We start from the raw sequence: 20,672 nt of genomic DNA on the forward strand, positions 1-20,672 counted from the left end.
CTCATCGGAGGCCGTTTATCACTGAGAGATCCTATGCGTCGCCTGTATGACTTACTGATCAACAACGTCCGCGAGCACTTTATGATCTATCTCGCTCTGTGGCTGCTGCTGGCCATCATCGACCTCGTCTGGCTATGGTTTTTCTGACGTCTCAGGATCCGGGATCCCCAGCTTGGTATTCAGACGCCCGCGGGATTTATTGAAGATCTTATTCCCGTTCTCACGCCCGGCCCGCAGCTGACGCTGCTCCTCTTCCGGCAGCTTATGTTCTTCCATACAGGATTCACTGCAGCATCCGGCAAACTTCTCCGCGCAGCTCGGACACTGAATAAACAGCAGATGGCAGCCGTCGTTCAGGCAATTGGTGTGGCTATCGCAGGGCTCACCGCACTGATGACAATGCGCGATGATGTCGTCAGAAATACGTTCGCCCATGCGCTCATCAAAAACAAAGTTTTTACCGATAAAACGCACCGGCAAACCCTGCTCGCGCGCGCGACGCGCGTACTCAATAATGCCGCCTTCAATGTGCCAGACCTTGCTGAAGCCGTTGTGTTTCATCCACGCGCTGGCTTTTTCGCAGCGGATACCGCCGGTACAGTACATAACGATTTTTTTATCTTTATGCTCCTGCATCATCTCAACCGCCTTCGGCAACTGATCGCGGAAGGTGTCGGCGGGAATTTCCAGCGCCTGCTCGAAATGCCCCACTTCGTATTCGTAATGGTTACGCATATCGATAAAGACCGTATCGGGATCGTCCAGCATCTCGTTAACTTCCGCAGCCTTCAGGTAGTCACCGACGTCAGAGGAATCAAAGGTCTCATCATCGATACCGTCGGCAACAATTCGGTCACGCACCTTCAGGCGTAGCACCCAGAACGATTTCCCGTCGTCGTCGAGGGCGACGTTCATGCGCAGCCCTTCCAGCGCCGGGTTGAAGGCGTACAGATATTCGCGCAGGGCCTCAACTCGGCTTTGCGGGACGCTGATTTGCGCATTGATCCCTTCGTGGGCCAGGTAAATACGGCCAAATACGTTCAGCTTAGTCAGCGCAATCCACAGGGCGTCGCGCGTCGCTTTTGGGTCAACGATGGTGAAGTACTTATAGAAAGAGATCGTCGTGCGCGGCTCGGTCTCGGCCAACATCTGCGCTTTTAACGTCTCATTTGAAATGCGGTTATGTAACACTGGCATGGTGTACCTGCTCGACATAAAAATGAGTAAAACAAACGGCCGGCATCATATAGTAAAAGGCATTAATTTACATCCATACATTTCACGCTACATTTTTTACAGCAACCTTAGCTATGATTTAACAATAAATGCCAACCTGTTCGCTGGTTTTGGCTGAACCATAAAAAAATGCGATAATAGAACGCGTTGCTTAATTAAACAGGTATGAGATGACCCATTTACCTAAATTTTCCGTGGCGTTGCTGCATCCGCGCTATTGGCTACTTTGGCCAGGAATCGGCCTGCTGTGGCTCGTTGTCCAACTCCCCTATCCGCTGATTTATCGCCTGGGTACCGCCCTGGGTCGACTCGCGATGCGCCTGATGACCCGGCGCGCAAAAATTGCCTACCGTAACCTGGAGCTCTGCTTTCCCGAGAAGAGCGAGCAGGAACGTCATCAGCTGATAAAACAAAATTTTGAATCCGTTGGCATGGGCCTGATGGAAACCGGCATGGCCTGGTTCTGGCCTGCGCACCGCATAGCGCGCTGGACCGATTCTATCGGCGTCGAACATATCAGGGCCGTACAGGCGCAAAAACGCGGCATTCTGCTGATCGGTATCCACTTCCTCACTCTCGAAATGGGCGCCCGGATGTTCGGGATGAATGAGCCGGGTATTGGCGTCTATCGCCCGAATGATAATCCGGTTATCGACTGGCTCCAGACGTGGGGACGACTGCGTTCCAACAAGGATATGATCGACCGTAAGGACCTGAAGGGCATGGTGCGGGCGCTGAAAAAAGGCGATGTTATCTGGTACGCGCCGGATCACGACTACGGCCCGGCCTCCAGCGTCTTTGTGCCTTTTTTCGCCGTCGAACAGGCCGCCACCACCTCCGGTACCTGGATGCTGGCAAAAATGTCGAAAGCCTGCATCGTTCCCTTCGTGCCGCGGCGTAAGCCCGACGGCAAAGGCTACGAGCTGATTATTCTGCCGCCGGAGTGCGATCCGCCGCTGGATGACCCGCAGACGACCGCCGTATGGATGAACCACATCGTCGAGAAGTGCATTCTGATGGCGCCGGAGCAGTATATGTGGATGCATCGCCGCTTCAAGTCGCGCCCGCCCGGCGTCCCTTCGCGCTACGAATAGCTGCCGTTATTACGCCCAAAGCCCCCGTTTGGGGGCCACCACCTTAGCATTAAAAGCGCTCCTCCATTGCGGCAACCGTTTCTCAGGCGCATAATTAGCAGGCTCATATTTTCAACTTTTGGCCTGCGGCGCAGGCCAGTGGGATCCTATGTCGTCTGCCGATCTACCTGTTAACTGGAAACGTAATCTTACCGTCACCTGGTTCGGCTGTTTTTTAACCGGCGCGGCGTTCAGCCTCGTGATGCCGTTCCTTCCGCTTTACGTTGAACAGCTCGGCGTAACGGGCCACAGTGCCCTCAATATGTGGTCGGGTCTGGTCTTCAGCATTACCTTTCTTTTCTCCGCCGTTGCCTCACCGTTCTGGGGCGGCCTGGCCGACCGAAAAGGTCGCAAAATTATGCTGCTCCGTTCCGCACTCGGAATGGCTATCGTCATGGTGCTGATGGGGCTGGCGCAAAATATCTGGCAATTTCTGCTGCTGCGCGCGCTGCTGGGATTGTTAGGCGGGTTTATCCCGAACGCCAACGCCCTTATCGCCACCCAAATTCCTCGCCAGAAGAGCGGGTGGGCGCTGGGAACACTCTCCACCGGGGCGGTCAGCGGCGCCCTACTTGGCCCGCTGGCCGGCGGTTTTCTCGCTGACCTGTGGGGCCTGCGCCCCGTCTTCTTTCTCACCGCCAGCGTCCTGTTTATATGCTTCCTCCTGACGCTATTCTTTATTCGCGAGCAGTTTGTGCCGGTGGCTAAAAAAGAGATGCTCAGCGCCAGAGACGTCTTCTCCTCCCTGAAAAGCCCAAAACTGGTGCTCAGCCTGTTCGTCACCACCCTGATTATCCAGGTCGCGACCGGGTCGATTGCGCCGATCCTGACGCTGTACGTGCGGGATCTGAGCGGGGATATCAGCAATATTGCGTTTATCAGCGGAATGATCGCCTCCGTACCCGGCGTTGCCGCCCTGATCAGCGCCCCACGTCTTGGCCGGCTGGGCGATCGTATCGGGCCGGAAAAAATCCTCATCGTGGCGCTGATCCTCTCCGTTCTGCTGCTTATTCCGATGTCATTCGTCCAGACCCCGCTGCAGCTGGGCATTTTGCGTTTCCTGCTCGGCGCCGCCGACGGTGCGCTGCTGCCGGCGGTGCAAACGCTGCTGGTGTACAACTCCACCAGCCAGGTCGCCGGCCGCATCTTCAGCTATAACCAGTCGTTTCGCGATATTGGCAACGTCACCGGCCCGCTCATCGGCGCCTCCGTCTCCGCCAACTATGGCTTCCGGGCGGTCTTTTTGGTCACCGCCTGCGTGGTGCTGTTCAACGCTATCTACTCGACCATCACCTTACGTCAGCCGCGAAGCAGCGAACCCTCTGACGGCCGGGGCTCCGGCGATCGTTCGGTAAATTAAGTCCGCAAAGCGTCCTTGCCCTTGACGCATCGCCCGCCGCCTTCTATAGATTGGATCGTGTCCATTTCTCATTCTTCTTAGGGGGTTAGCCATGCCAAAGGATTCCGTTTTCTATGCCACGCTCGAAGAAGCTATCGATGCGGCCCGCGAAGAGTACCTGGCCAATAATCCGGATAGCGACGAGGAGAGCGCCAGCGTCGAGCAGCTCAATATCCAGAAGTACGTCTTGCAGGATGGCGATATCGCCTGGCAGGCCGAGTTCTTCGCCGACGATGAGGGGGAAGGCGAGTGCCTGCCGATGCTCAGCGGCGAAGCGGCGCAGAGCGTTTTTGACGGCGACTACGACGAGATAGAGCTCCGCCAGGAGTGGCTGGAAGAGAATACGCTCCATGAATGGGACGAAGGTGAGTTTCAGCTTGAACCCTCTCTGGATACGGAAGAGGGTCAGACGGCGGCCGATGAGTGGGACGAGCGCTAGCTAATTGTAGGGGCCGTGGCTCGCATCAAGCGGCAGCAGCAGCGTGTCGAACACCAGCGAAAAAGGCAGGTCGAGGATGGTGATATAGCGCCACGGAGAGTCGCGAACGTCCCACTGGACGCCGGGGTAATACTGATTGCCGTGCCCCTGCCCCGGCACCGTGCGGCTAATAATGCTGCCGCAGCCGCTGAGTACCACGGTCATGACGATGACCAGCAAAATTCTCATCTGTAACCTCAATTCCTGGAGAAAAAAATACCGGCAAAATTGCCGGTATTTTTCTTAACGTGCGGCTTACTTCGTTTTTAACGCCAGCGGATTCAGCGCTAGCTTGTCATAGGCATCCACCCACGAAGAGTATTTCTCCGGCGCGGCCCATACGCGATAGTGCAGGCGCGACAGGGTCACCGGGTCGCTTAACAGCACCAGACGACGGTCGCGGTTAAGTTTATCCGGCGTCTCGTTCAGCGCCTGCTCAACGTGACGTTCACGGGCGATATCGAGGATCCGACCGTGGCGGTGACGAGCGGTAGCCATTGCCGTAGCCAGCGCGTTAAACGACGGGTTAAACACGGCGTGCATAAAGCCATCATCCAGCGAACGCTGACGGTTCAGGGTCAGGTAGGCGTCGGTATCCTTCAGCACCTGCGGCGGGGAGTACTCTTCCGGGATCAGGAACAGCTTCCAGCGTTTGGTACGCAGACCAATGGTCGCCCGGCTGGAGATCACCGACACAAACGGCGACAGAATCAGCGAGAAGACGATCGGCGCCAGCCAGAACAGGAAGCGCAGATCCAGCCACGCCATGCCGATGGCCCAAACCAGGCCCAGCAGCAGCTGTGAACCGTGGCGCATAAACGCTTCACCCCAGGGGGTGGAGTCGTCATCACGCTGCGGCGAGTTCCAGACCACTTCCCAGCCGAGGAACGCGCTGACCACAAATACGGTGTGGAACAGCATACGTACCGGCGCCAGCAGCACGGAGAACAGCACCTCCAGCAGCAGAGAGAGGGTCACGCGGATAAACCCGCCGTACTCTTTCGACCCTTTACACCACACCAGAATGATGCTCAGCAGCTTCGGCAGGAACAGCAGCACCATGGTTGAGGCAAACAGGGCTATCGCCAGCTCCGGACGCCACTGCGGCCAGACCGGGAACAGCTGACGCGGTTGCAGGAAGTACTGCGGCTCGGTGAGCGCGTGCACTACCTGCAGAGCGGTCGACAGGGCAAGGAACATAAACCACAGCGGCGCGGAGAGATAGGACATGACGCCGGTCAGGAACACAGCCCGGTGCACCGGGTGCATACCTTTAACCAGGAACAGGCGGAAGTTCATCAGGTTACCGTGGCACCAGCGACGGTCACGCTTCAGTTCATCCAGCAGGTTCGGCGGCAGCTCCTCATAGGAGCCCGGCAGGTCATAGGCAATCCACACGCCCCAGCCGGCGCGACGCATCAGCGCGGCTTCCACGAAGTCGTGCGACAGAATCGATCCGGCGAAAGAGCCTTCACCCGGCAGCGGCGCCAGCGCGCAGTGCTCAATGAACGGTTTTACGCGGATAATGGCGTTATGACCCCAGTAGTGCGACTCACCAAGCTGCCAGAAGTGCAGACCGGCGGTAAACAGCGGTCCGTATACGCGGGTAGCGAACTGCTGGCAGCGGGCGTAGAGGGTGTCCATTCCGGAGGCGCGCGGCGAGGACTGGATGATCCCGGCGTTCGGGTTCGCTTCCATCAGGCGCACCAGGCCGGTCAGGCACTCGCCGGACATCACCGAGTCGGCGTCCAGCACCACCATGTAGCTATACTGGCTGCCCCAGCGACGGCAGAAGTCATCGATGTTGCCGCTTTTACGCTTCACGCGACGACGGCGGCGGCGATAGAAAATCTGCCCTTCCCCCTGGACTTCAGCAATCAGCTCCATCCACGCTTTTTGCTCCGCTACGCAGATATCCGGGTTGTAGCTGTCGCTGAGGATGTAAACGTCGAAGTGCTGCTGCTGGCCCGTCGCCTTCACCGATTCCCAGGTGGCGCGCAGACCGGCGAATACGCGATCGACGTCCTCGTTACAGATAGGCATGATAAGCGCCGTCCGATGCGCCGGATTCAGCGGCTCGTCGCCGACGGTGGAGGCGGAAATACTGTACTTATCGCGCCCCATCAGCAGCTGCAGGAAGCCCATCAGCGCCGTCCAGAACCCCGCTGATACCCAGCAGAAGAGGACCGCAAAGAGGATCAGAATGCCGGTTTGCAGCATATACGGCAGCAGCTGCATAAATGAAACCCACAGGTTCTGCCCTACCATGTCGGCGGGGTTGATTAACGCCCAGCCCTGATACGGCAGAATGGTTTTCATGTACCAGGTCGCAACGACGGTCTGCGCCAGCGTTAGCAGCAGCAGCGTGTAGCGACGAATGGTACCGGCGGTACGCCATTTCTGTTCGTTTTCCTGCTCTTCTTTGGTCAGACGAGAAAGATAGCGCGGGGTGACATCGCGTCCACGCAGCCGATCCCAGAAGCGGCCGACCGGGTTGGTCCGCCACGGATCCGGGAACATAGAGGAGCGCTTCGCCTTCGGCATGGCGTGCAGCTGGGTGCGACCTTCATCATCTTTGATGAGCTGATCGCCCGCCAGCGCGTCCGGCCAGCTATGCTCCAGCCGCGCTTTCACCGACCCCAGAGGAGAATCGTCTTCGCGGGGAAAATCGTGACGATCGGCGTCCAGCGCTTCATGTACCGCCTTCAGGCTGGTATCAGGAAGTGCAGACTTCTCTGCACCCGACAGCGGTAAGGCGTCAATGTACTTGGTTATGTTATTCATTAGCAGGCAGCTGATAGCTCCAGGTTTCACTCAGCGTCTGGTCGGCATTGACCAGCGCAGCGCGCATTTCCGTGGTTTTCTTCGGATCTTTCACTTTCACGCGCAGAATCATACGCCAGCCCTTGGTGATCGGGTTATAACGCACCGCGTTCTCAACGATCTCCGCGTTATCGCCAATGCTCGCCTGCGCCGTTACCGGCGTATCTGACGGCAGTTTTTTCATCTCAGCACCGGTGAAATCAACGATGAAGGCGATAGTGCCATCCGGCTGACGAATCAGGTTCGACTGCTTCACATCGCCGGTGGAACGACGGGTCTGCATCACGTAGGCGTTATCCGGCGCGTGCAGCTTGTCTTCATCGCGGCTGAAGGTAATAGAGTATTTGAAGTTCATCTCTTTACCCGGCTCCGGCAGCTGATCCGGCGTCCAGTAGGTCACGATGTTATCGTTAGTTTCATCGTTGGTTGGAATCTCAACCAGTTCGATTTTACCTTTACCCCAGTCGCCTTTCGGCGTGATCCATGCGCTCGGGCGCAGATCGTAGCGGTCGTCGAGATCTTCAAAGCGCGAGAACTGACGTCCGCGCTGCAGCAGGCCAAAGCCTTGCGGATTTTCCATCGCGTAGCTGCTGACGGCCAGATGCTTCGGATTGTTCAGCGGACGCCAGATCCACTCCCCGTTGCCGGCGAGAATAGAGAGACCGTTAGAGTCGTGCAGCGCCGGACGGTAGTTTGTCGCCGGAGAGGGCTGATTCGGCCCAAACAGGAACATGCTGGTCAGCGGTGCAACGCCCAGCTTACCGACCTTGTCACGCAGGTAAACCTTGGACTGCACGTCAACGACGGTATCGCGACCCGGCATAATGACAAAACGATACGCTCCGGTTGCGCGCGGGGAATCGAGCAGAGCATAAATCGTCAGACGCTTGTCGGTCGCTTTTGGTCGCTCGATCCAGAACTCGCGAAAACGCGGGAACTCTTCGCCTGAAGGCAGTGCGGTATCGATAGCAAGGCCGCGAGCGGAGAGCCCGTAAACCTGGCCCTGACCCAGTACGCGGAAATAGCTGGCTCCGAGCATGCTGACAATTTCGTCATTCTTATCTTTGCTGTTGATCGGGTACAGCACTTTAAACCCGGCAAAGCCAAGGTCTTTGACCGTGTCTTTGTCATGCTGGACGCTGCCAAAATTGAAGTAGTCCGGGTTATATTTGATCTTATGCACGCTACTTACAGTCACTTCGTTGATAGTGACCGGCGTGTCGAAGTACATGCCCTGATGATAAAACTCAAGTTTGAACGGGGTCTTCTGGTTGTTCCAGTATGCTTTATCGTGGTTAAACTGGATTTGCTGGTAGTCCGCGTATTTCATGTCACGGAAAACGGAGGGCAGGTTGCTCTTCGGCGCCTCATAGCCCTTCCCGGCTAACGATTTTGCCTCTTTTGCAACGTCATCAATGCTAAACGCCCATGCAGATGAAGTACACAGGGACAACATTACGGCTGCGCTTAACCAGCGCATTTTCATCATCTGTGGTTTATGTTTCATATAAGTAAGCACTTCCCCCTTTGTGTGCTTAAATCGATCCGATCTATTTTAATGGAAATTCAGGCATTCCGACAACATAATCCCTGCATTGTTCAGCTTAGCAGTACAGGTAATGGACAGTTCTCTGTCACTTTTGCACTTTGCGTGCTTATCCTGGAGACAGGTATCCAGAGTTGATGTAGGGTTGCTGAGAATTTAAACGTTATCACCTTGAGTGATAAGACGAATTGTCTGAGAAAGTAGTGAAACTGTATGAATAACGCGCCAGTAGAACGTGAATATTTCTTCGATAGCATCCGCGCATGGTTAATGTTGCTGGGGATACCCTTTCACATATCGCTTATCTATTCCAGCCACAGCTGGCATGTTAACAGCGCCGAACCCTCGTGGTGGCTGACGCTGTTCAACGATTTTATTCATGCCTTTCGCATGCAGGTTTTCTTTGTCATCTCCGGCTACTTCTCCTACATGCTTTTTCTTCGCTATCCGCTAAAAAAATGGTGGAAAGTGCGGGTCGAGCGCGTGGGCATTCCCCTGTTAACCGCCATTCCGCTTCTAACCCTGCCGCAGTTTATTATGCTGCAGTACGTCAACGGGAAAGCCGATAGCTGGCACGCGCTCTCAGGGTACGACAAATTCAACACCCTCGCCTGGGAGCTGATCTCGCATCTGTGGTTTTTACTGGTGCTGGTCGTTCTGACCACCCTCGGGGTGGTGCTGTTCAAATGGCTCACCGGGCGCCGCACGGAAGGCGGCCCGAGTTTTGGTGACACTGTCACATTGTCTCAGCTGTCGATGATTTTCCTCGCGCTCGGCGTGCTCTACGCACTGATCCGCCGCACGCTGTTTATTCTCTACCCGCCGATTCTCAGCAACGGCCTGTTTAATTTTATCGTCATGCAGACCCTGTTCTACCTGCCGTTCTTCATTCTCGGCGCGCAGACCTTTATCAACCCGCGCCTGAAAGCGCTCTTCACCCGGCCGTCGCCGTGGTGCTACGTCGGGGCCCTGCTGGGCTTTATCGCCTACCGCCTGAACCAGCAGTACGGCTCCGGGGACGCGTGGATGTTTGAGACCGAGTACGTCATTACCATGGTGCTCGGACTGTGGATGGTTAACGTGGTATTTTCCCTTGGGCACCGCCTGCTGAACTTCCAGTCGGCGCGGGTGACCTATTTTGTCAATGCCTCGCTGTTTATTTATCTGGTGCACCACCCGCTCACCCTGCTGTACGGCGCGTGGATTGCTCCTGCCATCCAATCAAACGCCTTAGGGTTTATTGCCGGGCTGATTTTTGTGGTGGGCATTGCGGTGATCCTCTACGAAATTCATCTGCGGATCCCGCTGCTGCGCTTCCTCTTTTCGGGGAAATTCCAGACTAAAACGCCGAAGCCGCAGGTTTCGGCCAACGGATAGCCCCGTCGGGGCTGCGCCAGGCGCGCGGCCCCGGGGCAGGCCAGCGAAGATTATTTTTTGTCAAACAGAAGCTGGAACAGGTCGCGATAGAGCGCGGCCATCGCCGGCTTATTGGCCTCCGCTGCGGTGGTCAGCTCGCGACGGTACGCCGCGCCCTCGGTTAATATCGCAATCAGTTCACTGGCGGCATCGATCTGCTCCGCCGACATCTCGGGATGAGAGTGACGGGTAAGCCGACCGCCCTCCTCTTTCAGGCGCCGGTCGGCCTGCTGTAAAATTTCGCGCAGGCGCGGGTTTCTCGAGGCTTCGGCGTTAATCTCCATCAGCAGATAATTGTCGGTTATCGTGGCGGCCGACGGCGGTATAACGCCAGCCAGCAGCGATGCCATCCGCTCAAGGTCGTGATTGCCGCGAATTATCTCCTCCACCCTGGCGTGAACAATTTCGCTGACTATCGCCTCGATGATCTCCTCTTTGCTCGCAAAAATGCGGTACAGCTGCCCTACGCTAAGCCCGGCCTCGCGGGCAATATCGGCAACGGATGCGCCGTGGAGCCCTTTTGCGGCAAAACATGCTTGTGCCGCAGAAACAATCTCCGCCCGACGAACGAGCTGCTTTTGCGCTACCTTTCCCTCAGCCACCAACAGATCTCCTTCATTGATAATTGCCGACGCCTGCCTGGCCAGCAGCGTCGGCTGCGCTGCGCCTATTGTGCCTGCAGCAGGCGGTGATAAATCTCAGCCGTTTCGGCATCAAAACAGACAAAGCAGACGCGTTCCAGCGGATTGTAGCGCGTGAGGAAGGCGTTCACCGTCCGCACGGCGATCTCCGCCGCAGCCTGCTTAGGGTAGCCGTATACACCGGTGCTGATCGCCGGGAAGGCAATAGAACGGTAGCTATTCGCCGCCGCCAGCTGCAGGCTGTTTTTATAGGCATCGGCCAGCAGTTCAGCCTCCTGGCGATCGCCGCCGTGCCAGACCGGCCCAACGGCGTGAATCACCGCGCTGGCCGGGAGCTGGCCGGCGGTGGTGATCACCGCATGACCGGGAGCGCACTCGCCCTGCTGCTGACGCACTATTTTGCACGCGGCCAGCAGCTCCGGCCCGGCGGCTCGATGAATAGCGCCGTCAACCCCGCCGCCGCCGAGCAGTGAAGGGTTAGCAGCGTTGACGATAACATCGACCGCCAGCGTCGTGATGTCTCCGAGAATAACCTCAGGTTTAACAGCCATTTCGCCTCCTGTCGGCAAACGTCTTAAGTAAAGCTTAGCGGTAATATCGCATGACGGCCCCAAGGACGAAACCCCGAGGCCCGGCAATGCGCGATATTCGGTTGCCAGAATAGCAAGGGTATGTTGCGGATTAATATACTTTAATTGTACTGATTCGCCGTTTTCAACATCCAGGCTCCGTTTTGCGGGCTGCCGACCGGCAATCCGTTCAATTTTTCACCCGGATCAGGGCGTAACAATATGATTAGCCATCGAATAAAATGGCTTCGAGAGTAAAGTCCGGGGGGGTTACGCCCGCCGTGGCGCAAAGGAGCGCTGCGCAAGCAGGAAAAGGTGATTGACAGAAAAGCAAAACAGGACCTGTGATCCTGTTTATCAGTACGGCATAATGTCGCTTAGGCTTCGTCGGGGGTTTCGTGGGCCAACGATTTACTCTTTTCCGCCCGCGCCGCCAGCCAGAGTCCGCTGTTTTTCATCGCATAGCCAAAAACCAGCCCCAGCGCCAGAGAAGGTACAATCAGACGCCAGTCGCCGCCGCCGGCAAAGGTTGCGCAGGCGCCGATAAAGGTTCCGGGCACGAAGGAGAGCAGCACCTGACGCGCCTGAATGCACATCAGAAACGCCACGATGCCGGTTATCATATAGCCGAGGATTTCCAGATGCGGCGCCAGCGCGCTGCCGTAGACGATCGCCTGGGCCCATATCACGCCGCTCATCACCGTACAGGCAGAGATCAGCAGCCCTTTCAGGCCGCCCTGCGGGCAGGCAAAATAGGCCGTGCAGCCGAGAAAGCCAGCCCAGCTCAGCAGACCGAGCGCAACCGCCACCCATCCCCAGATCCCGGAGAGAATGCCCGTCGTTATTGCAATTGCGAGAAGTATGTTCATGGCGCGTATCATAGCAGATAGGCACCCTTCAAATGCGATCCTGAGCACGCTATCTGAAATTATGCACTCCGCGTTGCATTTTAATTGTGATATGAATCACACTTATTCTTCGTTCTCTTCCTGCAGCTCATCCCACATGGCGGAGAGCGCCTCGCGCGTCAGCGGCGCCATGGTCCGCCAGAAAGGCGTCACCGCATGGGCCTCGACCTTGCCGAGGAAGATCCCGCACCACGGCAGAATATAGTCGGCAAACAGCGTTTCCAGGGTCTCGCTTTCATCTTCCGTCGCATGATCCTCAAGCCACGAAGCGGCCAGCAGCAGGGAACCAATATGGTCAGCTCGCCCCTCTCCGGTTGGGATCCCGTGCTCGCTCAGAAAACCGCGAACTTCGGCCTCCGTTGCACCCTCAACCCAGGCGCTACGATACGGCGGGACGCCGCACTCTTCGCCGACAAACAGCGCGTTGTAATCGGCGGCCAGCGGCTGCACGTCGCAGCTTTTTTGCAGGCGCTCCAGCTGCTCATCCTGCTCCAACGGCCAGCTTGCCGCCAGCTTGCCTTCACGAATAAGGGTAAACAGCGGCACCAGCAGCGGGTCCTGTGGCTGACGATAGTACAGGGAGCCCAGCACGCGGCAGAGGATTGAAAACTCGTTCATTCATTTATTCCAGTTAGACAAATTAAAGATCGGCAAACTCAGCGATCGCCGGCATCCCGCGAGACTCAAGGAAGTTCAGCAGCCGGCGCGGAGAAACGTTAAGGATCCTCTCCTCGGGGAAATTCACCTCATCGAGGATCTTGCGACACTCCCCAAATTCGCCCAGCGTAAAGGCAGTATGCGAATCAGAGCCGAGGGCCACCCAGCCTCCGGCATCGCGCACCGCGGCGGCGATGGCCCGGCAGTTATCTTCACTGCCTACGCGTGAAGAGATAAATGAGGAGTTGTTGATTTCCAGCGCCACCTGGTATTTTGCCGCCGCTTCGGCGATGGCCGGGATATCGACCGGGAATTTAGGGTTGCCAGGGTGGCTGATAATGTGCACCGCGCCGCTTGCCATCGCGGCGATCATCGCCTCGGTATGGGTTGCTTTGTCCTGCGGTGGAAAGACCGGCTCATGGAAGCCCGCAATGAACAGGTCCAGGGAGGTGAGCATCGGACCGGAGCAGTCAATTTCACCGTGAATATTTTTAATGTTGGCTTCAATACCGCGCAAAATGCCAACGCCGTCCACCAGCCGCGGCCAGATGCGCATATTGACGAAGTGCCAGTAGTGCGGCGCATCGGCCATATCCGGGCCATGGTCGGTGATCGCAAAGAGTTTGATCCCCTTGCGCTTTGCTTCGGCAATGTAATCGTGCAGGGTGCTGTAGGCGTGGGTACTGGCGACGGTATGCATGTGCAGGTCAACAGGATACATCACAATCTCCTTCTCTGTTTGTGGCAAGAATAGCAGGAATCAGGACGCATGATTAGCAAAACCCCGCCGCAGCGGGGTTCTCTTTTAATAACCGCGCTGGCGATCGACCTGCCCGCTGACCGTTTCCCCTCGTTCGAGCTGGCTAATCGTACCGGCTATATAGGCAATCGCTTCCTGCGGCCGCGTCACCGCGGCGATATGCGGCGTCATTGCTACTCGCGGATGCGCCCACAGCAGGCTTGCTGCCGGGAGCGGCTCGCGGCTGAAGACATCGAGCATGGCGCCTTTAAGTTTACCGCTTTCCAGCGCCGCCAGCAGATCGTCTTCAACGACATGAACGCCGCGCGCCAGGTTGAGAACATAGCTGCCGTCCGGAAGCTGCGCCAGTAGCTGCTGATTAATAATGCCGACGGTCTCCGCCGTGTTGGGCAGCAGGTTGATCAGGACCCGGGTTTCGCGCAAGAATTCATTCAGCTCATCAGCCCCGGCAAAGCTTTGCACCTGCGGCCACGACTTGCGGCTGCGGCTCCAGCTGCGCAGCGGGAAGCCCCATGCCTGCAGCCCTTGCGCAACCTTCGCGCCGAGCACGCCGGCCCCCATGATGCCGATGGTAAAATCTTCGCGCCGATATTCATCGAGCGGCTGCCAGCGCGCCTGCTGCTTCAGCGCCTGATAATCGTCAAACCGGCGGAACCAGTGCAGCACCTGGCTGACCGCATACTCCTGCATCTGCAGCCCCATACCGGTATCTTCCAGGCGGAACAGCGGAATCGATAGCGGCAGCATCTGCGGATGTTCGCGCAGTTTGCTGAGGATCGAGTCCACCCCCGCGCCGAGCGCAAAGACAGCTTTTAGGTCGCGGCCCTGGAGCATTTCCACCGGCGGGTGCCAGACCAGCGCATAATCGGCGGGCCGATCGTCGCCAGGCTTCCACTCGCGTACGCGCGAACCGGGGAGCTGCTTTTCCAGCTCGGCAATCCAGTACGGGATATCAAACGTCGGGTGGTAAAAGATAATCTCCATTGTGACTCCTGATAGCTAATGTCTTAAGCAGGTTTGCGTTAGCGCCGTATTTTACTTGTTGTTTTCTATTGGTTTGCCAGCATAGCAAATTTCGACTGGCCGGCGGGTAAAAAGAGAGTGGTGGCAAAAAAAACGATTGTCGTGCATTTCGCCAGCAAGTTGCGTGAAGTTTGGCTAAACACGCGCTTTTTTAAAAAAGTTGATTGACGAGAGATACGTATTTCCCTAAATTAGCGCCCGTCCCGGCAGCAACGGGAACAACAATATGGTGAGGTGTCCGAGTGGCTGAAGGAGCACGCCTGGAAAGTGTGTATACGGCAACGTATCGAGGGTTCGAACCCCTCCCTCACCGCCATATTTGAAGAAGAGCTCGTACGCAAGTACGGGCTTTTTTTTCGTCCATTGTGCAGCCTCCGCAGCCTGAGCGGCGCTCTGCCGATGACCGATAACATACCGACCTTTCAACGCATCATTCCGGCATTAATTACCGCCAGCAAACGCCACGCCCCTGCGCTAATCCTCCTCCATACGCTGATACTCTTCGCTGAGGAAATCCACCAGCGCGCGCACCGACGGCAATAGACCGCGGCGTGAGGCAAAAACCGCATGAATCACCTCCCGGCGCGGCTGCCACTCGTCGAGTACCACCACCAGCTCACCCGCCGCCAGCCGATCGCGCACCATTAATAGCGGCAGCTGAACAATGCCAATGCCGGCGATCGCCGCTTCCCGCAGCGCCAGCATGTCGGTGGTCACCATTCGCGGCGTAAAATAGACCTCCGCGCGCGCCCCCCGCGGACCGGTCAGCTGCCATTTATGCTGATGTTTTCCGGCGCCCAGGCTCAGCCCCGGCCACTCGCTCAGTTCAGACGGTGCCTGCGGCTGCCCCATGCGCGCCACCAGCGCCGGGCTGGCAAACAGCCGGTGCCCGCGATCGGCCAGCACGCGCATCACCAGATCGCTATCATCGAAGGGCCGCGGCCGCACGCGGATCGCGACATCGATCCCCTCGCCGACCACATCGACCCGCCGGTTGGTGGCCTCCAGCAGGATATTGACGCTCGGGTAGCGCAGCATAAACCGCGCCAGCATCGGCCCGACGTGGGCATGCAACAAGGTGACAGGACAGGTCAATCTGATGCTTCCGCAGGGTTCGGCCCGCAGCGTTTCAACCGTCTGCTGCGCCGCTTCCGCCTCGATCAGCATTGCTTTGCAGTGCTGATAGAAGGCCTGGCCGATCTCGGTGACTGCGAACTGCCGGGTGGTGCGATGAATCAAGCGCACGCCGAGACGCTCTTCCAGCTGGGCAATGCGGCGGCTTAGTTTCGATTTCGGCTGATCGAGCGCCCTACCCGCAGCGGCGAATCCGCCATGATCCACCACCTGGACAAACCAGGCTAAGTCGTTGAGATCCTGCATCCTTCCCCCGTTGTTCCATTTTCAGAACAGTATAGGTCATTTTTGCTATCTACCGGGGCATTAGCCACGCATCTAAGCTTATCGATATCGAAACACGTAGCCAGGAGAGAGCAATGAAACAGATTACCGGCGTCTACACCGCGCCTGCGCAGCACTGGGTGGGCGATGGTTTCCCGGTTCGCTCGCTGTTTTCCTACACCACGCACGGCGAACGGCTGAGCCCCTTTCTGCTGCTGGACTATGCCGGTCCGCACAGCTTCCCGGCGGGAAGCGGCAAACGCGGCGTCGGCGAGCATCCGCATCGCGGGTTTGAAACCGTAACCGTCGTGTATTCGGGTGAAGTTGAGCACCGCGACTCAACCGGCAGAGGCGGCGTGATTGGCCCCGGCGATGTGCAGTGGATGACGGCGGGCGCCGGGATCCTGCACGAAGAGTTCCACTCGGCGGAATTTACCCGTACCGGCGGCGAGCTGAAGATGATCCAGCTGTGGGTCAACCTGCCGGCCAAAGACAAAATGGCCGCGCCCGGCTACCAGAGCATCACCGCTGACCTCATTCCCCGCGTCGCGCTGCCGGATAATGCAGGCCACGTTCGGGTCATCGCCGGTGATTACGCCGACGTTTCCGGACCGGCACGCACCTTCTCCCCGCTGAACGTCTGGGATATGCAGCTGACGCAGGGGCACGACGTCTCGTTACGCCAGCCTGCCGGCTGGAGCACCGCGCTGGTTGTTCTTGAAGGTGAGATTAGCGTTAACGGCGCTGAAAATGCGCGCGAAGGACAGCTGGTGGTATTGAGCCAGCAGGGTGAAACACTGCATCTCAGCGCGGCCTCTGATGCCAAAGTCCTGCTGCTGGCCGGCGAACCGCTGGGTGAGCCTATCGTCGGCTATGGCCCATTTGTCATGAACAGCAAAACGCAAATCGCCGAAGCGGTGCGTGATTTTAATAGCGGCCGCTTTGGCCAAATCTGAGGCGATGGAGGGGGATAATATGCTTGCTCTTGCCAAAGTTAGCGATTCCCTTCCGGTGATGTCGGCGCACTCAGGAAGCGATAAGCGTTAGCGAACAGCTTGCTTCACAGCGCTAAAGCCACCGCCCCGGCGTTTTTTGCCGGGGCGGTGTTCATTGCTTGAGCGAACGGTAAGGAAAGAATAAATACTGCTTGACCGTTTTAGCGCAACTCCCTATAGTACCGCCCCGTTGCCCACCCAAGGTGTGCAGCGAAACAATATGGTGAGGTGTCCGAGTGGCTGAAGGAGCACGCCTGGAAAGTGTGTATACGGCAACGTATCGAGGGTTCGAACCCCTCTCTCACCGCCATATTTGAAGAAGAGCTCGTACGCAAGTACGGGCTTTTTTTTCGCATGTTGCCTCCCCCATTCGCAGGGAGCGCCCCCCCGAGACGAAACCGCACTCATCCGGCTACCGGCCCTGGTCTCCCTATGCTACTTTTTTTATATACCCAACAAAAATACGGATATAAAAATGAGCACGATTGTCGTTGTGGTTCTGACTTACGTTGAACCGCTGGATGAAGTTGACGTCCCGCTTCCCGCGCACGTGGAGTGGCTTAAAAAGGGGTATGCCGACGGCTTGTTTCTGGCCTCGGGTCGCAAAATACCGCGTTCCGGTGGCGTGACCCTCGCCTGGGGCGATGATATGGAAACGCTGCACGCCACGCTCAGCAAGGATCCTTTCCAGCAATCAGGCGTTGCCAGGGCCGATATCATCCCTTTTGAAGCCACGATGACCGCTCCCTCATTACAAAACCTGCTGTAAAACGACATCACAAAGCCCTGCTTTCCTCTCCCAGGGGCGGTGCCCGCTATTCATCACTATTTCGTCTCGTTTATCGATACGCCGGGGCATCTGGCGATGCTCCGGCTTCGCTCGCGCCTCCTGACCCTGGGCCCCTTTTTGCAGTAGATTACGATCGCTGACAAATCTATACTTGGCGCACAATTTAATCCTAAGGCCTGGACATGACCTTCTCTTCCCCACAAAACAAACGCGGCGTGACGCCGGCTAAAGCCATGGTCGCGGCGATCAGCGGCTACGCAATGGATGGTTTCGACCTGCTGATCCTCGGCTTCATGCTGCCGGCAATCAGCGCTTCTCTGGCGCTCAGCACCTCTCAGGCGGGTTCTCTCGTCACCTGGACGCTCATCGGCGCGGTGCTGGGCGGGATTCTATTTGGTCACCTCAGCGATCGCCTCGGGCGCATTCGCGTCCTGACCTTCACGATCCTGATGTTCTCCGTTTTTACCGGTCTTTGCGCGGTCGCCCAAGGCTATTGGGATCTGCTGGCCTATCGCACCCTGGCGGGTATGGGGCTCGGCGGCGAATTCGGTATCGGCATGGCGCTGATTGCCGAAGTCTGGCCCGCCCATAAGCGCAACCGGGCCTCGGCATGGGTCGGCATCGGCTGGCAGCTAGGGGTCCTGCTTGCCGCCTTTATCACGCCGCTCCTGCTGGACATCATCGGCTGGCGCGGGATGTTTCTGGTCGGCCTGCTGCCGGCGCTGGTCTCGTTTGCCATACGCCGCGGCATGGGCGAACCCGAGGCGTTTACCAAAGATAGCCGCGTCGCTGAGGAAATGTCGTTCACGGCGCGGATCAAGATGCTGTTTGCCGACAGCGCCACCTCGAAGGCCAGTATCGGCATTCTGATCCTGTGTTCGGTGCAGAATTTTGGCTACTACGGCCTGATGATCTGGATGCCCAGCTATCTCTCCTCCAGCTTTGGCTTTTCGCTGACCAAATCCGGACTGTGGACGGCGGTCACCGTCGTGGGGATGACCTTCGGCATCTGGCTGTTTGGCGTGCTGGCGGATCGCTTCCCGCGCTGGAAAATCTTCCTTATTTACCAGGTCGGCGCGGTGGTGATGGTGATTATCTACGCCCAGCTGCGCGACCCCATCGTCATGCTGTTTACCGGGGCGCTGATGGGAATGTTCGTCAACGGGATGATCGGCGGCTACGGGGCGCTTATCTCCGATACCTACCCGCTGAAAGTGCGCGCCACCGCGCAGAACGTGCTGTTTAATCTCGGGCGCGGCGTCGGCGGATTTGGGCCGCTGGTGATTGGCCTGTTCGTCAGCCACTGGTCGTTTACCGCGGCGATCACCCTGCTGGCCCTGCTCTATCTGCTGGATATTTTCGCCACCCTGTACCTGCTGCCGAAAAAGCAGGGCAGCGAAGATACGCTGGGGGCGATTGGCTAAGCCAAGAACCGCGTCGGTGTCGGGATATGCCCCGCGCAGAAAAAACAAAGCCCGCAAATGTGGACTGCACCCCAAAAGTTGGACACCCAACTGAGTAAGGTGCAGTTTTTTATGGCGAAGCCAAAATACACCCTCGAAACCAGAATGGCTGTGGTCAGCCATTACCTCTGCGGCAATGACGGGACACAACGGACCGCAGAACGTTTTGGTGTCGAAAGAACATCCGTTCGTCGCTGGGTCAGAGCCTGGCAATGACACGGTATTGATGGCATTACATGGAAAAATGACCGCCATTCTCCGGCATTCCGGCTTGCTGTTGTCCGGACTGTTCTCGGTGAAGAACGTTCAATGCACGAAGCTGCCGCACGGTTTAATATCTCAAACGAGACCGTTGTCCGGCACTGGGTTAATGTCTACAAAGACGCTGGTGAGAATGGACTTCTGAGCATAAAACCCGGCCGGAGCAAAGGCATGACAAAACCCAAAAAAGCATCCCCACTTACCGATGAGGCGCTGGAAAAGTTATCTCCCGAAGAGCTGCGGGCTGAGCTCCGTTACCTGCGTGCAGAGAATGCCTACCTAAAAAAGCTGAAGGCCTTAGTTCAAAGCGAGAAAAACGGCAAAAAGCCGCAATAATCAGTGAGCTAAGGCGTAAGTATGCGCTTAGTGACCTTCTGCGTGCAGCGGGGATATCCCGCAGTACGTGGTATCACAATATGAACGCGCTGAAGCGAGTGGACAGGTATGCCGGGCTGAAAGACAAAATCAGAGAGATACACCACCATCATAAAGGGCGTTATGGTTACCGCAGGATCACGCTCTCACTGAGAAAGCAGGAGCTGCTGGTGAACCATAAAACAGTACAACGGCTGATGGCAGAGTTGTCACTCCGGTCGCTTATCAGGGTGAAGAAATATCGCGCCTGGAAAGGGGAAGCGGGCAAGGCAGCCTCCAACATCCTGAGTCGGAACTTCAGTGCATCAAAAGCCAACGAAAAGTGGGTAACGGATGTTACAGAGTTCTCGATACAGGGTAAAACGCTGTACCTGTCACCGGTTCTCGATCTTTTTAACCGGGAAATCATCTCATACAGCCTGTCGGAAAGACCGGTGATGGAAATGGTGAATACCATGCTGCGTGATGCGTTCGCAAAGCTCAGTCCAGAAGATGCCCTGTTGTTGCACTCGGATCAGGGGTGGCAGTATCGAATGGCAGCCTATCATGCAAATTTAAAGGCACAGGGCATAACGCAAAGTATGTCGCGCAAAGGAAACTGCCTGGATAATGCTGTAATGGAGAACTTCTTCGGTACGCTGAAATCGGAGTGTTTTTATCTGAGCCAGTTCGGGAGTCTCAGCGAACTGAGGGAGGCGATAGAGGAATATATCCATTACTACAACAACGAAAGAATAAGCCTGAAATTAAAAGGCCTGAGTCCGGTAGAATACCGAACCCAGGTCCTGAAAGCTGCTTAAC

At 57.1% G+C, this 20,672-nt stretch carries 19 protein-coding genes, 2 tRNA genes and 1 pseudogene; 11 read left to right on the forward strand and 11 right to left on the reverse strand.

The window, feature by feature from the left end:
* The first annotated feature begins 33 nt into the window (after positions 1 to 33).
* Positions 34 to 147 carry a DUF2770 family protein gene (locus GVK32_RS05430; protein WP_071844905.1) on the forward strand — a complete coding sequence of 38 codons (114 nt, stop codon included), beginning with the start codon at positions 34 to 36 and terminating at the stop codon, positions 145 to 147.
* On the opposite strand, the gene GVK32_RS05435 is transcribed toward GVK32_RS05430, so the two are convergent.
* The gene (locus tag GVK32_RS05435; protein WP_159866873.1) at positions 133 to 1,197 is read right to left on the reverse strand and encodes a rhodanese-related sulfurtransferase; all 1,065 of its coding nucleotides are present in this window, start codon (positions 1,195 to 1,197) and stop codon (positions 133 to 135) included. The two genes, GVK32_RS05430 and GVK32_RS05435, sit on opposite strands and share 15 nt — an antisense overlap.
* 209 nt (positions 1,198 to 1,406) lie before the next feature.
* Between GVK32_RS05435 and GVK32_RS05440 the strand changes: the two genes are divergently transcribed.
* The 3 genes from GVK32_RS05440 (at position 1,407) to GVK32_RS05450 (ending at position 4,207) form a co-directional block, all read left to right on the forward strand.
* Entirely contained in the window at positions 1,407 to 2,330 is a 924-nt protein-coding gene (locus GVK32_RS05440; protein WP_123707422.1) for a Kdo(2)-lipid IV(A) acyltransferase, read from the forward strand.
* A 148-nt stretch (positions 2,331 to 2,478) separates the two neighbouring features.
* Positions 2,479 to 3,729, forward strand: a complete 1,251-nt coding sequence (gene mdtG, locus GVK32_RS05445) for a multidrug efflux MFS transporter MdtG (protein ID WP_159866876.1) — start codon at positions 2,479 to 2,481, stop codon at positions 3,727 to 3,729.
* Positions 3,730 to 3,820: 91 nt separating this feature from the next.
* Entirely contained in the window at positions 3,821 to 4,207 is a 387-nt protein-coding gene (locus tag GVK32_RS05450; protein WP_045854824.1) for a MysB family protein, read from the forward strand.
* On the opposite strand, the gene GVK32_RS05455 is transcribed toward GVK32_RS05450, so the two are convergent.
* The 3 genes from GVK32_RS05455 to mdoG form a co-directional block, all read right to left on the reverse strand.
* Positions 4,208 to 4,435 carry a YceK/YidQ family lipoprotein gene (locus GVK32_RS05455; protein ID WP_041144943.1) on the reverse strand — a complete coding sequence of 76 codons (228 nt, stop codon included), beginning with the start codon at positions 4,433 to 4,435 and terminating at the stop codon, positions 4,208 to 4,210.
* Between the two features lie 66 nt (positions 4,436 to 4,501).
* Entirely contained in the window at positions 4,502 to 7,030 is a 2,529-nt protein-coding gene (mdoH, locus tag GVK32_RS05460; RefSeq protein ID WP_159866879.1) for a glucans biosynthesis glucosyltransferase MdoH, read from the reverse strand.
* Positions 7,023 to 8,576 (reverse strand): glucans biosynthesis protein MdoG, encoded by a 1,554-nt coding sequence (gene mdoG, locus GVK32_RS05465; RefSeq protein WP_200842834.1) that lies wholly within the window; start codon positions 8,574 to 8,576, stop codon positions 7,023 to 7,025. Before mdoG ends, mdoH begins: the two co-directional genes overlap by 8 nt.
* Before the next feature lie 252 nt (positions 8,577 to 8,828).
* Here mdoG and mdoC point away from each other — a divergent pair, with 252 nt between their 5' ends.
* The gene (gene mdoC / locus GVK32_RS05470) at positions 8,829 to 9,992 is read left to right on the forward strand and encodes a glucans biosynthesis protein MdoC (protein ID WP_159866882.1); all 1,164 of its coding nucleotides are present in this window, start codon (positions 8,829 to 8,831) and stop codon (positions 9,990 to 9,992) included.
* A 50-nt stretch (positions 9,993 to 10,042) separates the two neighbouring features.
* Here the strand turns inward: mdoC and GVK32_RS05475 are convergent, their stop codons facing one another.
* The 6 genes from GVK32_RS05475 to ghrA form a co-directional block, all read right to left on the reverse strand.
* Positions 10,043 to 10,633, reverse strand: coding sequence for a TetR/AcrR family transcriptional regulator (locus GVK32_RS05475; protein ID WP_159866885.1), 591 nt, complete (start codon positions 10,631 to 10,633; stop codon positions 10,043 to 10,045).
* 65 nt (positions 10,634 to 10,698) lie between these two features.
* On the reverse strand, positions 10,699 to 11,223 hold the full coding sequence (ymdB, locus tag GVK32_RS05480) for an O-acetyl-ADP-ribose deacetylase (protein WP_041144939.1): 525 nt from the start codon (positions 11,221 to 11,223) through the stop codon (positions 10,699 to 10,701).
* Between the two features lie 395 nt (positions 11,224 to 11,618).
* Entirely contained in the window at positions 11,619 to 12,110 is a 492-nt protein-coding gene (locus GVK32_RS05485; RefSeq protein WP_123708387.1) for a DUF1097 domain-containing protein, read from the reverse strand.
* 102 nt (positions 12,111 to 12,212) lie between these two features.
* Positions 12,213 to 12,767, reverse strand: coding sequence for a molecular chaperone (locus tag GVK32_RS05490; RefSeq protein WP_041144937.1), 555 nt, complete (start codon positions 12,765 to 12,767; stop codon positions 12,213 to 12,215).
* A gap of 22 nt (positions 12,768 to 12,789) precedes the next feature.
* A complete protein-coding gene (locus GVK32_RS05495) occupies positions 12,790 to 13,527 on the reverse strand; it encodes a phosphatase (protein ID WP_123707418.1) in 738 nt (245 codons plus the stop codon).
* Between the two features lie 84 nt (positions 13,528 to 13,611).
* Entirely contained in the window at positions 13,612 to 14,550 is a 939-nt protein-coding gene (gene ghrA / locus GVK32_RS05500) for a glyoxylate/hydroxypyruvate reductase GhrA (RefSeq protein WP_159866888.1), read from the reverse strand.
* Positions 14,551 to 14,817: 267 nt separating this feature from the next.
* On the opposite strand from ghrA, the gene GVK32_RS05505 reads away from it, so the two are divergent.
* Positions 14,818 to 14,905, forward strand: a tRNA-Ser gene (locus GVK32_RS05505).
* Between the two features lie 158 nt (positions 14,906 to 15,063).
* Here the strand turns inward: GVK32_RS05505 and GVK32_RS05510 are convergent.
* Positions 15,064 to 15,969 carry a LysR family transcriptional regulator gene (locus tag GVK32_RS05510; RefSeq protein WP_159866891.1) on the reverse strand — a complete coding sequence of 302 codons (906 nt, stop codon included), beginning with the start codon at positions 15,967 to 15,969 and terminating at the stop codon, positions 15,064 to 15,066.
* Positions 15,970 to 16,082: 113 nt separating this feature from the next.
* Here GVK32_RS05510 and GVK32_RS05515 point away from each other — a divergent pair, with 113 nt between their 5' ends.
* From GVK32_RS05515 to GVK32_RS05535, 5 genes and pseudogenes are all read left to right on the forward strand, one after another.
* Positions 16,083 to 16,943, forward strand: coding sequence for a pirin family protein (locus tag GVK32_RS05515; protein ID WP_159866894.1), 861 nt, complete (start codon positions 16,083 to 16,085; stop codon positions 16,941 to 16,943).
* 261 nt (positions 16,944 to 17,204) lie between these two features.
* A tRNA-Ser gene (locus GVK32_RS05520) sits at positions 17,205 to 17,292 on the forward strand.
* 165 nt (positions 17,293 to 17,457) lie between these two features.
* Positions 17,458 to 17,751, forward strand: coding sequence for a YciI family protein (locus GVK32_RS05525; protein ID WP_159866897.1), 294 nt, complete (start codon positions 17,458 to 17,460; stop codon positions 17,749 to 17,751).
* A gap of 203 nt (positions 17,752 to 17,954) precedes the next feature.
* Positions 17,955 to 19,196 carry an MFS transporter gene (locus tag GVK32_RS05530; protein WP_159866900.1) on the forward strand — a complete coding sequence of 414 codons (1,242 nt, stop codon included), beginning with the start codon at positions 17,955 to 17,957 and terminating at the stop codon, positions 19,194 to 19,196.
* A gap of 111 nt (positions 19,197 to 19,307) precedes the next feature.
* Positions 19,308 to 20,671, forward strand: a pseudogene (locus GVK32_RS05535) (IS3 family transposase).
* Position 20,672: the final 1 nt, after the last annotated feature.

The sequence above is a fragment of the Klebsiella sp. 18074 genome (genome assembly GCF_902705905.1).
Taxonomy (GTDB): domain Bacteria; phylum Pseudomonadota; class Gammaproteobacteria; order Enterobacterales; family Enterobacteriaceae; genus Klebsiella; species Klebsiella terrigena.